Below are 11,980 nucleotides of genomic sequence, written 5' to 3' on the forward strand. Positions count from 1 at the left end.
GACGCCGGCCAGCCACTGCCGCTGATGGCGCTGGCGAATGCGCCGCTGATCGGGCTGTCCAGCGCCGATCCGTTGGCCGCGCGACTCGACAGTTATCTGGAAGCCGTCGAGCCGCCGCCCCGGATACGCATCGCCGTACAGACCTATTCACTGGCCCGGGCCATGGTGGAATCCGGTGCCGGCCTGGCGGTGATCGACCCGTTCACCGCCCTCGGCGCATCACCGGGCACCACGACCATCCGCCCGCTGGCCCCGCCACTGCCGATCACCCTGTACGCCGTGACTCGCGCCAGCGAACCACTGCCGCACACGCTCAATGACCTGTTGCAGATCTTCAGCCGCCGCGCCCGGGAGCAATTGGAGTACCTGAGTCCTGCGCAACCCTGAAGCCTGATGAACAACCTGTGGTGATTTACAGGACGTAGAACAGAATCGCCACAAAGTGCAGCAGGCTCCCGGCGATCACGAACAGGTGCCAGATCCCGTGGGCATGTCGCAACCGATGGTCGAGGGCGAAAAAGATGATCCCCACGGTGTACAGCACGCCGCCCGAGGCCAGCCACGCAAACCCGGCGGTGCCCAGCGCCGCGAGCAACGGCTTGACCGCCACCAGTACGATCCAGCCCATCACCGCGTAGATCACGATCGACAGAATCCGCGCCTCGGAACGCGGCTTGATCTCTTGCAGGATGCCGATCAGTGCCAGGCCCCAGACAATCCCGAACAACGTCCAGCCCCACGGCCCGCGCAGGGTCACCAGGCAGAACGGCGTGTAGCTGCCGGCGATCAACAGGTAGATCGAAAAGTGATCGACCTTCTGCATAATCTCTTTCTTGCGCCCGCGCACGCTGTGGTACACGGTCGAAGCGCTGTAAAGCACCAGCAAGGTAAAGGCGTAGATCGCCATGCTGACAATCTTCCACGGACTGCCGTCGAGACTGGCCAGCACAATCAGCCACACCCCTCCGACAAACGCCGCCACTGCCCCGACCAAATGCGTCCAGGCGTTCAATCGTTCCCCGTGATACATGCGTTGCTCACCTCGAATTTCATTGCCGCAGAGCGCAAGGCTCAGGTTTCAAGCGTAAAAGCGCAATGTTTCTGTACGACGGGCCCGGAGTAATTGGGCACAATCGATTCATTCCAAAAAGAGTCCGCCCCATGCTGATCGATGAAGAGTTGACCCTGAAAAAACTCGAGGTGTTCCTGGCGTTCATGCGCACTGGCAACCTGGCACGGGCCGCTGCCGAGTTGCAGACCAGCAACGTCAGCGTGCATCGGGCGATCCATTCTCTGGAAAGCGCCCTGCGCTGCCCGTTGTTCAAGCACGAAGGCCGCAGCCTGACGCCGCTGGAAAGCGCTTATGTGCTGGAGGAACGGGCGCAGAAGCTGATTCAGGACGTCGTCGAAAGTGTGCGCCTGACCCGCGAAGCCGCCGGGTTCTCGGCTGAGCGTTTCAAACTTGGCTCACTGTATTCCCTGACGGTGAAGACCGTGCCGCAGTTGATCATGGGCCTGAAGATCCGTCGCAGCGAGCTCAACATCGACCTGATTCTGGGCTCCAATATCGACCTGCTCTACAAGCTCAAGAACATGGAAGTCGATGCGATCCTGGTGTCGCTGGACGACAGCGTCAACGACCCCGATTGCGAGCAGATCCCGCTGTTTTCCGACGATATTTTCCTCGCCACCCCCGCCGACTCGAAGTTTGCCCAGCGAACCGAAGTCGACCTGGCCGAGGTCCGCGACGAAACCTTCATCACCCTGACCCAGGGCTTCGCCACCCATCAGGACGGCAAGCGGGTATTCGAGCAGGCGGGGTTCGAGCCGAAGGTGGCGATGCAGGTCAACGACATCTTCACGCTGCTGAGCATGGTCAGTTCGGGCGTGGGTTATGCGTTGCTGCCGGGGCGGATTGCGGCGGTGTACGAGAACCGGGTGAAGCTGATCCCGTTGCAGGAAAAGTACCGCTTGCAGCAACACATTGGCGTGGTGTTCCTGAAGGCCAAGGAGCGTGATCCGAATCTGCTGGCGTTGCTGGCGGAGTGTCGGATGTATGCCAATCGGCAGGCTTGAAACCGAGTCGCCCCCATCGCGGGCAAGCCCGCTCCCACAAGGATTTGCACAGCACCTGTGGGAGCGGGCTTGCCCGCGATGGCGTCGGTACGGTCAGCCCACAATCCCGCGAACAATGAAGAACAACAGCGAAGGCCCCAGCAAGCACCCAAGCCCGGTGTGGAAGGTCGCAGTCAACGCGCCATAAGGCACCAGACGCCGATCCGTCGCCGCCAGACCGGCAGTCACGCCACTGACCGTCCCGGCCAATCCACCAAACACCATCGCCGAACGCGGATTGTCCAGGCCCATCCAGCGCGCCGCCATCGGTGTACCGACCATCACCAGAATCGCCTTGATCAGACCGGTGGCAATCGACAGCGCTACCACATCGGAACTGGCGCCAATGGCCGCTCCAGTCACTGGCCCGACGATGTAAGTCACTGCACCTGCGCCAATCGTGGTCATGCTCACCGCGTCGCGGTAACCGAACGCCCAGGCCATGCACGCGCCGACGATAAACGGCAGCACCGTGCCCAACAGCAGCGCGATCACGCCAATCAAGCCAGCCTTTTTCGCTTCGGTGGCCTGCACCTCGAATGCCGTGGCGACGATGGCGAAGTCCCGCAGCATGGCGCCGCCCATCAACCCGATGCCGGAAAACAGCGTCAAGTCCGCCAGGCCTTTTTGCCCGCCGGTCATCGTGCCGCCGACCCAGGCCAGTACCAGGCCGATGACGATGGCAATGGCAGAGCCGTGAATCCGTCCAAAGGTCAGGCGTTTGGAGAGAATTACCGACACCCACATGATGATGCCGACGAAAGCGAATGCGGTGACCAGACTGTTAGTTGCCAGGCCTTTCTCAAAGAGTTCCCACATATCAGCGACCTCCTGCCGGTGCGCCAACCGACGTTACATCCACCGGTTCATCGGGCAAGGGTTCGCCTTTGTGGGTCCGGCTGATCAGGGCAATGGTGCAACCGCAAACCACCACCGAACCGATCGCCGCCAGCACCGCCACCGGACCACCGTGCAGCGCCGTAACCACGTTTTGTTGCGCCGCCATCGCGACCACTACCGGAATGTACATGGCGCCCCAGAAGCCGACGCCCAGCTCGCAATCCCTGGTCATGCCGCCATGCCTGTGCATCCACAGCCGTGCGCAAATCAGCAGGATCATCGCGATCCCGACACCGCCGACGTTTGACTTCACACCCAGCAACACACCGAGCATGTCACCCATGATCACCCCTGCCAGCGTACAGATCGCCAACAGCGCCACACCGTAAATAATCATTGTTGTAGTCCTCAAAGTGCATTTCGAATGTTGTTTTTGTTGTTCGAAGCCTGAGTTTTAGGAGTGGCGGCTTCCCTCCTCTCGCATCAGCGCCTGCAAGGTATCGAGCCGTGCACCGTCGAAGGCAATCACGGTGCCTTGCTCGAACACCCGGCGCGCCAGCCCGGTCAGCACCGCACCGGGCGGCAGTTCGATCTGTAGACGCACGCCGCGCTCGTAGGCGCTTTGTACCGTGCCGCGCCAATCGACGATGCGGCACATGTTGAAGGCCAGGTCGTCACGCAGGGCTTCGGGCTTGATCAGCGGACGCGCACGACTGCCACTCAGGTAACCGGTCTTCGGTGTGTGCAGCGGCACTTTGGCGAAGGCTTCGGCTAGTCGTTGCGCGGGTGCCTCAAGCAATGGGCAATGGGATGGCACGCTGACTGCCAGACGCTTGGCCAACCCAGCCCCGCAACCTTTCGCCAATTCGGCCACCGCTTTCATCGCCGCATCGCTGCCGGCAATCACCACTTGGTTATCGGCATTGATATTGGCCAGATAAACCGGAGTTTCTGCGCTATGCACCCGGGCCAGCAGTGCCTCCACCGTGGCCAGGTCCAGACCAATGATCGCGGTCATGCCGTAGCCCTGTGGATAAGCCTGCTGCATCAGCTCACCGCGCAGGCTGACCAGATGCAACGCATCGCTGAAACTCAGCACACCGGCCACCACCGCTGCCGGGTAAGCGCCGATCGACAATCCGGCCACGTAGTCCGGGGTCATGGCCAACTGGCGTGAAGTGGCGACGCCGGCGATCAGCAGGCACAGCTGAACCGCCCTCGTCGACTGCAACGCCTCGGCAGAATCCAGCAGCAATACGTCTTCACCGAGCACGTTGCTTGCCTCGTTCAGGGTTTCCCGAGGCAACCGCTGGAGCATACCCGGCTGCTGCGCGCCCTGACCGGGGAACACCAGCAAGCTACTCACGCTGCCTGCTCCTGTGGATTCCACGGGTCAGCGACCAGACTGGCCTGAGTGGCATTTTTCAACAGGACCCGCGACGAAGCACCGGCCCATTCGCGCAGGGCGACGGCGCCAAATGGCGTCTGCAACTGCATGTCCACGCGGCACTCGGCAGTATCGAGCACAGCGACCAAGGCTTGCGCTTCGATGCGGGTCAATGAACACGGTGTACGCAGAATCAGGTCGAGATCGCTGCCCTCGTGCAATGCGGCAAATCCGCTGGCCAACTCGAACCCGGCACTGCCGCTGACACCCCAAGTCCAATCGCTGTTATCAAGGTGTGGGCGAAGTTGCGCCAAGGCTTGCAGCGCCGGGAAATCGCGCTGGCCTTGAACATGGCAGAGTTCTTCCGGCCGCACCCGCCGCGTGATGGCGGCGACTTCCATCAGCGTCGCAAATCGCTGCTCGCGCAGCGGCCCGCGCACGCCCACCGCCACTTGTCCCGCCGCGCTCAAGGCGCGACGGACCACCACCGGCTGACCGGCACTGAGCGACTCGATCACCCACGCAGGCGCATCCGCAGGCAATTGCTGCGGGGTCATCCCCCACAACAGGTCGTGAGCCAGGAGCGTATTCACCACTGCGCTCTCAGCAATTGGCGAACCTTGCTCGAAGCCGCACGATTACTCGCACCGAGGCGACCACTCAGATCACGACCACCAGCAACCACATCACCAATCGCCTGATGCAGGCAATCGGTCACCCGCGCCAGATCCGCAGCAGTCGGCTGCTCAATCTGCTCAACCGACAAGGTTTCCCACAGCAAACCAAGGCTGGCATAGCTGTCGATGTCGTACGCCATCGGCGGCACGCTGGCGGCCAGGGTTTCCAGCTCTTCGACACTGCGCAAGGTCACCCGCGCCGCCGACGCCTTGCCCATGGCATGCACCATCACCCCCGGATCGCGCAGGGCGATCAAGCGATTGGCCTGATAGCCGTGGGCCAGAAACGCCCCGGACATTGCCTTGCCCACCAGCAAACCGATCACCGCATGACCGGCCAGACGGGCACGGGCATAACTGTCCGCCGCAGCGGCCAGCGCCTGATGAATGCCGAGGGCTTCCTCACGTCGGCCGTAAGCCTGGCTAGGCACGTCGACGATGGCGACCAGGGCGCGTTTCTGCGTCTTGCTCTGATCGGCGGCGATGACTTCATCCACGGCCTTGGCCAGGCCCCAGCCTTCGAGCAAACCCACCTCGCCGTTGCGGGCGCGAACAAAACGGTTGTCGGGGTCGGCTACCACCGCGACGAAACGTACAGGCTGATCGCCGAGCACACCGTCCGCCACCTTCAGCGAAGCCGGCAAGCCTTCGACCGCGTTTGCACCGGCACTCAAGGCGTTGAACCAGTTCAAGCCTCGCAGGGAATAAGCACTCATGGGCGTTCTCCTTGGTACAGATCGCGAACCACGGACGGCTCGATTTGCGGTTCGGTGTTCAGACGCGCCAACCGTTGCAGAAACAAATCGGCCTGACGGCTGCGCGGTTGCGCCGGTAAACCTTGCTGGAACAACTCACCCACCTGTTGGCGGATCTGCGCCACGTCGTCGGCAACATAGCGATCCACCAAACCACTGGCAAAGCGCTGCTCGCCTCCGGTCAGGCTCCAGATGAAGGGCCGGTCGCGGGAGTCGTACTCCTCAAGCCCGGCCTCCTGTTCAATCACCTGCGGACCATTCAGGCCCAGCCGCGCTTCCTGGGTCACCAACAGATAGCTGCACAACCCGGCGGCAATCGACATGCCGCCAAAACAACCGACGCTGCCCGCCACGACACCGACCACGGGTTGGTACTGCTGCAAGTCGACAATCGCCGCGTGAATGTCAGCAATCGCCGCCAGGCCGAGGTTGGCTTCCTGCAAACGCACGCCGCCGGTTTCCAGCAGCAGCACGGCGCGGGTCGGGATGCCGTTGCGGTTGTCTTCGGCGGCCAGTTCCAGGGCACCGGCGATTTTTGCCCCGCCGACTTCACCGAGGCTGCCACCCTGGAACGCACCTTCGATGGCCGCGATCACCACTGGCAAACCGCCGAGGCTGCCCTTGGCGATGACGACACCGTCGTCGGCCTGGGGTACCACACCCTGGCGCGACAACCATGGCGACATGACGCGCTGGAACGGATCGAGCAACTCGCGAAAGGTGCCCGCGTCGAGCAGAGCCCTGGCCCGTTGCCGGGCACCGAGTTCGACGAAGCTGTGCTTGTTGAGCAGGGATGCGCTGTCAGTCATGGCCGATCTCCTCGAAGCCCTGTTCCAGACGCAGGCGCACCACGCCGGGTGTCGCGCCGAAATCGTGAATGTCGATGGCCATCGCCGGCGGCGTCTGACCGTCGAACATCCGTGCGAACAGATGCTGCCAGCGTTGTTCACTGCCATTGACCGAGGTCTGCACGTTGATCGTCAGCTTGCCAGCCTGACCCGGTTCGATCAGCACTTCCAGATCGCCCGAGCCGACACAGCCCACCAGGGTGCGACCGCGTGGCGGCTGCCCGGCGGGGAATTCAAAGGATAAGGTTTCCATCAAAAAGCTCCCTGGATAAAGCTGTCGCCCGACGCGATACGGTCGATGAACAGGCAGGCTGCGAGCAGGTCGGCAGCACCGCCGGGCGAGGCATTCAATGCGATGAGTTGTTGGTCCAGCTCATGCAGGTGGCGACGTCCGGCGAGGCTGGAACTGCCACCCGCATCGAGCACCGCCTGGGCGCCCCGTTGCATAGTGCTCAGGCCTTGTTCCCCGGCGCGGTAAAGCACGCAGGTGTCGGCCAGATTCGTCATGATCGCCAGCAGCGCATCGAGCCTGGCGTTCTGCTCGCCATGACCGGCTGCACGACTGCGCAAGAGTTGCGGCAGAGCGCGTTGGGTCACTGCCGGAAAACCGAGTTGCGCCTCCTCACGGGCGCCTCGTGCGCCGTAGCGTTGGGCGACTTGGGCGCCATGACTGAGTGGGCGCGGCGCGTAGCGGTCGTCGAGCAGAGCCAGGCGCGCCGCACGAATCGATACGCTGCTTGCAGCCGTGGACTCAGGGTCCAGCGCAGCGGCCGTGACCAACAGGCCCAAGGCCCAGATCGCCCCGCGATGAGTATTCACGCCTCCCGTGGTGTCGAGCATCGCTTGCTCGCCTTCACGACCGATCCGGCCGACAGCCTCGCGCAGGGGCAGGCCGATTTCGCCAAACTCAATCGCGGCATCGGCCATCGCCCTGAAGGCTGGCCACAGGGACAGTGCCGAGGCGTGCATCAGCCCCAGGTGCAAATCGGTGTGGGCGCCATTGCCGCGTCGGTCGACCAGTGCCGGTTTCGGCGACAGATCAGCCTCGTCGATCAGCGCGTCCACCGCCAGGTCCGCCAGCCGCTCGGCCAGGCTCAGGGTTTTGGGTTGCAGGTTGAGTGCGTGCATTACCAGCTCCTGAACTTGGCGGGCGGGTTGTAGAGGCCACCGGACCACTCCACCAGATCGGCCACGCTTTTCGCCGCGAGCAGTTCACGGGTGGCGTCGGTGCGGCGGATGCCGAGGTCTTCGGGCAAGGCGATCAGGCCTTCGCGGCGCATGCGCGCGGTGTCTTTGGGGTTGTGACGCAGGCCGATGGCGGTCACCCCGGCGACAGCGGCGATCATCGCCTGGCGTTCTTCCAGCGAGCGCGCCTTGTACAGATAGGCGATGCCTTCTTCAGTCAGCAGGTGGGTCACGTCGTCGCCGTAGACCATGATCGGCGCCAGTGGCATGCCGCTTTTCTTCGCCACATCGACCGCATCGAGGGTTTCAACGAAAGTCGGTTTGCCGCCCTCCTGGAAGGTTTCGACCATCTGCACCACGAGCTTTTTGCCGCGCTCGAGCATCGGTTCGGCCACATCCGTGTTGCGCATGTCGAGCCAGGCCGGCGTGCCGTGACGGCGACCGCGCGGATCGTGGCCCATGTTCGGTGCCCCGCCGAAACCGGCCAGGCGCCCGCGAGTCACGGTGGAGGAGTGGCCGTCGCCATCGACTTGCAAAGTCGCGCCGATGAACAGGTCCACGGCGTATTGCCCCGCCAGCTGGCTGAACATCCGGTTCGAACGCAGGGAGCCATCGCGCCCGGTAAAGAACACATCCGGACGCGCCGCAATGTAGTTTTCCATCCCCAACTCGGTACCGAAGCAATGCACGCTTTCGACCCAGCCGCTTTCAATCGCCGGAATCAGCGTCGGGTGCGGGTTGAGCGTCCAGTTGCGGCAGATCTTGCCTTTGAGGCCGAGGGATTCGCCGTAGGTCGGCAGGATCAGTTCGATGGCCGCAGTGTTGAAGCCGATGCCGTGGTTGAGGGATTGAACGTTGTGTTTTTCGTAGATGCCGCGGATCGCCATCATCGCCATCAGCACGTGCACGGGCTTGATGTGCCGAGGGTCGCGGGTGAACAGCGGTTCGATGTAGAACGGTTTGTCGGCCACCACCACGAAGTCGACCCAGGATGCTGGAATGTCAACGCGTGGCAGGTCGCTGACGTCATCCACCAACTGGTTGACCTGGACGATGACGATGCCGTCGCTGAAGGCCGCCGGTTCGATCAGTGCCGGGGTGTCTTCGGTGCTTGGCCCGGTGTAGATGTTGCCGGCGCGGTCGGCCATGAACCCGGCCGAGAGCACGACGTTGGGAATCAGGTCCACTACCAGCCGCGCGTAGAGTTCGATGTAGGTGTGGATCGCACCGACTTCCAGCAGGCCGTCTTCGAGCAACTGACTGATGCGCAGGCTTTGGGTGCCGGCAAAGGAGAAGTCGAGCTTGCGCGCGATGCCACGTTCGAACAGGTCCAGGTGCTCGGAGCGCCCGACGCTGGGCATGATCATGTGCAGGTCATGCAGCTTCGCGGGGTCGGCCTTGGCCAGGGAGCGCGAAAGGAAATCCGCCTGCTTTTGGTTGTTGCCTTCGAGCACCACGCGGTCGCCGGGCAGGATCAACGCTTCAAGCGCTGCGACGATGTTGTCGGTGGGCAACACCACACCGTCGGCAAGACCTCGCACCAGCTCGAGGCGCCGCTGCTTTTCGCTGCGCCGCCGCGTCCATCGCGAGTCGGGGGATATTGTTGTTGTCATGACCACTCCACGGGTTCGCTGTCGTGGGGGTCACATTAGGAGTGTTGGGTGGGGGCATCAATCAAGCAGAGTGGCGGATCGTTACGCTCAGGTTAATGGTTGTCTGGACTGACGCCTTCGCGGGCAAGCCCGCTCCCACAGGGTTGGTGGTTGCAGTTAATTTTGGGCAACCCACGGACACTGTGGGAGCGGGCTTGCCCGCGAAGAGGCCGGTCAGATCACCGCTGAATCGGGATCAGTTGATTAACCCGGCATCCACCAACAACGCCTCCAGCGCAAGCAGATCCGGCACCTTGGCCACCTGCTCCCCCACCTGCACCGCCGCCTGCTCCAGCGCACACAACGGCACGTCCACATAACTCAACTGACTATCGAGTTTGCAAGAGCGCGGAATCCCCTGCACCAGCAGTGCGATGAATTTCAGCTCGGGCCGCCCGCCAAGGGCATTGAGAATGACGATCCGCGCACGCTCGCCAATGACAGTTTTCTGCCCGCAGGCCGACTCGAAACTCAGCAGCGGTATCTGCCGGTCACGCCACGTCACCAGGCCCAGGTACCACGGTGGTGTGTCGAGATCGAAAGTCCCCGGCTGCTGGTAATCGATCAGCTCGGCCACGGCGACATTGGGCAGGATCAGGCTGCGGTCGGCCAACGGCAGCAGCAGGCCGGTGAGGTTGCTGGTGCGGTGTTCAAGCATGGGTCTTGCTCCACAAGGCGATGCTTTCGAGCAGCACCGATTCCTGGTACGGCTTGCCCAGGTAGTCGTTGACGCCGATGGCCATGGCACGGTCGCGGTGTTTCTGCCCGGTGCGGGAGGTGATCATGATGATCGGCAGGTGTTGCAGGCGTTCGTCGTTGCGCACTTGCGTCGCGACTTCGAAGCCGTCCATGCGCGGCATCTCGATGTCCAGCAACATCAGGTCGGGCATGTGCTCTTCCAGCAGCAGCATGGCATCGACCCCGTCCTTGGCGGTCAGCACGTTCATGCCGTGGCGTTCGAGCAAGCGGCTGGTGACCTTGCGCACGGTGACCGAGTCGTCGACCACCATCACCAGCAACGGCCGATGCGGTTCGACCTCGATCTCCTGCCCCGCGGGATGCTGGGGTACGCGGGCCTGCATGGCACGGATCGGCGCCAGCAGATCCAGAATCAGCACCACCCGGCCATCGCCGAGAATCGTCGCCCCGGACACACCTTGCACCGCCGCGAACTGCGGCCCCAGGCTCTTGACCACGATCTCGCGAGTGCCGGCCATGGCGTCCACCAGCACGGCGATGTGCCGTTCGTTGCACTGCACCAGCAGCACCGGCAATGGCAGGCTCTGGCCCAACAGTTTCGGGCGCGGGATGGTTTTCAGCAGCTCACCCAGATAGCACAGCTCGTAACGTTGCCCGGCGTATTCGTAGGTTGGCGAATCGAAGCGGAAATAGCCTTCAAGCTCATTGGGCAGGACGCGCACGATGCCGTCGATGGTATTGAGCGGGATCGCGTATTGGTCCTCACCGCACTGCACCATCAGCGCCCGGTTGACCGATACGGTAAACGGCAGGCGAATGCGGAAATGCACGCCCTGCCCGGGTACCGAGTCGATGCTCATGGTGCCGCCCAGTTGCCGCACCTCTTCATGCACCACGTCCATACCGACGCCGCGCCCGGAGATCTGGGTGATTTTCTCGGCCGTGGAAAACCCCGGTTGCAGGATGAACTGCAACACGTCGTGATCACTGATGACGCTGTCCGGAGCCAGCAAGCCGCGCTTGATCGCCTTGCGCCGCACCGCGTCCAGCGGAACACCGGCACCGTCGTCGCGGATGTCGAAAATGATGTCGCCGCCTTCACGCAGCAGATCGAGGGTGATTTTACCCTTGGCCGGTTTCCCCGCCGCCAGCCGCGCTTCGACAGACTCCAGGCCATGGTCGACGGCGTTGCGCAGCATGTGTTCCAGCGGCGCAGCCATGCGTTCGAGGACGTTGCGATCCATCTCGCCTTCGGCGTTATCGACGATGAAATCCACGTCCTTGCCCAGTTCGCTGGATACCTGCCGGACGATGCGCTGCAAACGCGGGAGCATCCGCTCGAACGGCACCATGCGCGTGCGCATCAGGCCTTCCTGCAATTCGGTGTTGATGCGGCCCTGCTGTTGCAGCAGGTTTTCCGTATCCTGATTGCGTCGCTCGAGGGTTTCCTTGAGGTCGAGCAAGTCGGAGGCCGATTCGAACAGCGCCCGGGACAGTTGCTGCAACTGTGAGTGGCGGTCCATTTCCAGCGGGTCGAATTCTTCGTAGCCCAGGCGTTCGGCATCGACTTGCTGGCGGCTGAGGATTCGCCCCTGGGTTTCGGTATCGAGACGGCGCAACTGATCACGCATCCGTTCGATGGTGGTTTCCATCTCGCTCAGGGCGATGTGCGCATCGTTGACCTGCTGTTCGATCCGGCCACGGAAGATCGAGGTTTCACCGGCCAGGTTGACCAGATCGTCGAGCAGCTCTGCCGAGACCTTGACCATGTCGGCGCCGGCCTCGGACGGCGGCGCCAGCGGCTCGGCCTTGGGCGTGGCCA

The 11,980-nt window shown here is 63.0% G+C and carries 14 protein-coding genes; 2 read left to right on the top strand and 12 right to left on the bottom strand.

All coding sequences use genetic code 11. The features are described from left to right. The coding region (locus PMI29_RS08390; RefSeq protein ID WP_008001118.1) for a LysR substrate-binding domain-containing protein at nt 1-387 on the top strand (387 nt) is incomplete at its 5' end. 25 nt (nt 388-412) lie between these two features. On the opposite strand, the gene trhA is transcribed toward PMI29_RS08390, so the two are convergent. Continuing rightward, nucleotides 413-1,030, bottom strand: coding sequence for a PAQR family membrane homeostasis protein TrhA (gene trhA / locus PMI29_RS08385; protein ID WP_008001120.1), 618 nt, complete (start codon nt 1,028-1,030; stop codon nt 413-415). A gap of 131 nt (nt 1,031-1,161) precedes the next feature. Between trhA and PMI29_RS08380 the strand changes: the two genes are divergently transcribed. After that, a complete protein-coding gene (locus tag PMI29_RS08380) occupies nt 1,162-2,076 on the top strand; it encodes a LysR family transcriptional regulator (protein WP_008001122.1) in 915 nt (304 codons plus the stop codon). A gap of 93 nt (nt 2,077-2,169) precedes the next feature. Here the strand turns inward: PMI29_RS08380 and madM are convergent, their stop codons facing one another. The 11 genes from madM to PMI29_RS08325 form a co-directional block, all read right to left on the bottom strand. Beyond that, a complete protein-coding gene (gene madM / locus PMI29_RS08375) occupies nt 2,170-2,934 on the bottom strand; it encodes a malonate transporter subunit MadM (protein WP_007987763.1) in 765 nt (254 codons plus the stop codon). Nucleotide 2,935: 1 nt separating this feature from the next. Continuing rightward, the gene (gene madL, locus PMI29_RS08370; RefSeq protein WP_008001124.1) at nt 2,936-3,352 is read right to left on the bottom strand and encodes a malonate transporter subunit MadL; all 417 of its coding nucleotides are present in this window, start codon (nt 3,350-3,352) and stop codon (nt 2,936-2,938) included. Between the two features lie 57 nt (nt 3,353-3,409). Next, a complete protein-coding gene (gene mdcH, locus PMI29_RS08365; RefSeq protein ID WP_008001126.1) occupies nt 3,410-4,321 on the bottom strand; it encodes a malonate decarboxylase subunit epsilon in 912 nt (303 codons plus the stop codon). Next, nucleotides 4,318-4,938 (bottom strand): malonate decarboxylase holo-ACP synthase, encoded by a 621-nt coding sequence (locus tag PMI29_RS08360; protein WP_008001128.1) that lies wholly within the window; start codon nt 4,936-4,938, stop codon nt 4,318-4,320. The genes mdcH and PMI29_RS08360 overlap by 4 nt, the downstream gene beginning before the upstream one ends. Next, nucleotides 4,932-5,735 carry a biotin-independent malonate decarboxylase subunit gamma gene (gene mdcE / locus PMI29_RS08355; protein WP_008001135.1) on the bottom strand — a complete coding sequence of 268 codons (804 nt, stop codon included), beginning with the start codon at nt 5,733-5,735 and terminating at the stop codon, nt 4,932-4,934. The genes PMI29_RS08360 and mdcE overlap by 7 nt, the downstream gene beginning before the upstream one ends. Next, nucleotides 5,732-6,583, bottom strand: a complete 852-nt coding sequence (locus PMI29_RS08350; protein WP_008001143.1) for a biotin-independent malonate decarboxylase subunit beta — start codon at nt 6,581-6,583, stop codon at nt 5,732-5,734. Before PMI29_RS08350 ends, mdcE begins: the two co-directional genes overlap by 4 nt. Beyond that, a complete protein-coding gene (locus tag PMI29_RS08345; RefSeq protein WP_008001147.1) occupies nt 6,576-6,875 on the bottom strand; it encodes a malonate decarboxylase subunit delta in 300 nt (99 codons plus the stop codon). The genes PMI29_RS08350 and PMI29_RS08345 overlap by 8 nt, the downstream gene beginning before the upstream one ends. Continuing rightward, entirely contained in the window at nt 6,875-7,750 is an 876-nt protein-coding gene (locus PMI29_RS08340; RefSeq protein WP_008001149.1) for a triphosphoribosyl-dephospho-CoA synthase, read from the bottom strand. Before PMI29_RS08340 ends, PMI29_RS08345 begins: the two co-directional genes overlap by 1 nt. Continuing rightward, nucleotides 7,750-9,420 carry a malonate decarboxylase subunit alpha gene (mdcA, locus tag PMI29_RS08335; RefSeq protein ID WP_008001151.1) on the bottom strand — a complete coding sequence of 557 codons (1,671 nt, stop codon included), beginning with the start codon at nt 9,418-9,420 and terminating at the stop codon, nt 7,750-7,752. The genes PMI29_RS08340 and mdcA overlap by 1 nt, the downstream gene beginning before the upstream one ends. Before the next feature lie 235 nt (nt 9,421-9,655). Beyond that, nucleotides 9,656-10,117 (bottom strand): chemotaxis protein CheW, encoded by a 462-nt coding sequence (locus tag PMI29_RS08330; protein ID WP_008001153.1) that lies wholly within the window; start codon nt 10,115-10,117, stop codon nt 9,656-9,658. Beyond that, nucleotides 10,110-11,980: response regulator (locus PMI29_RS08325; protein ID WP_008001155.1), on the bottom strand; the 1,871-nt coding region annotated here is incomplete at its 5' end. The genes PMI29_RS08325 and PMI29_RS08330, both read right to left, overlap by 8 nt.

It is taken from the genome of Pseudomonas sp. GM49, assembly GCF_000282355.1.
Taxonomy (GTDB): Bacteria; Pseudomonadota; Gammaproteobacteria; order Pseudomonadales; family Pseudomonadaceae; genus Aquipseudomonas.

What these genes read in the sequence shown, in the direction of transcription:
- PMI29_RS08350 (WP_008001143.1), bottom strand. Translation starts at nt 6,583, where the DNA reads ATGACTGACAGCGCATCCCTGCTCAACAAGCACAGCTTCGTCGAACTC.
- mdcE (WP_008001135.1), bottom strand. Translation starts at nt 5,735, where the DNA reads ATGAGTGCTTATTCCCTGCGAGGCTTGAACTGGTTCAACGCCTTGAGT.
- PMI29_RS08340 (WP_008001149.1), bottom strand. Translation starts at nt 7,750, where the DNA reads ATGCACGCACTCAACCTGCAACCCAAAACCCTGAGCCTGGCCGAGCGG.
- madL (WP_008001124.1), bottom strand. Translation starts at nt 3,352, where the DNA reads ATGATTATTTACGGTGTGGCGCTGTTGGCGATCTGTACGCTGGCAGGG.
- PMI29_RS08380 (WP_008001122.1), top strand. Translation starts at nt 1,162, where the DNA reads ATGCTGATCGATGAAGAGTTGACCCTGAAAAAACTCGAGGTGTTCCTG.
- PMI29_RS08345 (WP_008001147.1), bottom strand. Translation starts at nt 6,875, where the DNA reads ATGGAAACCTTATCCTTTGAATTCCCCGCCGGGCAGCCGCCACGCGGT.
- PMI29_RS08330 (WP_008001153.1), bottom strand. Translation starts at nt 10,117, where the DNA reads ATGCTTGAACACCGCACCAGCAACCTCACCGGCCTGCTGCTGCCGTTG.
- trhA (WP_008001120.1), bottom strand. Translation starts at nt 1,030, where the DNA reads ATGTATCACGGGGAACGATTGAACGCCTGGACGCATTTGGTCGGGGCA.
- mdcA (WP_008001151.1), bottom strand. Translation starts at nt 9,420, where the DNA reads ATGACAACAACAATATCCCCCGACTCGCGATGGACGCGGCGGCGCAGC.
- madM (WP_007987763.1), bottom strand. Translation starts at nt 2,934, where the DNA reads ATGTGGGAACTCTTTGAGAAAGGCCTGGCAACTAACAGTCTGGTCACC.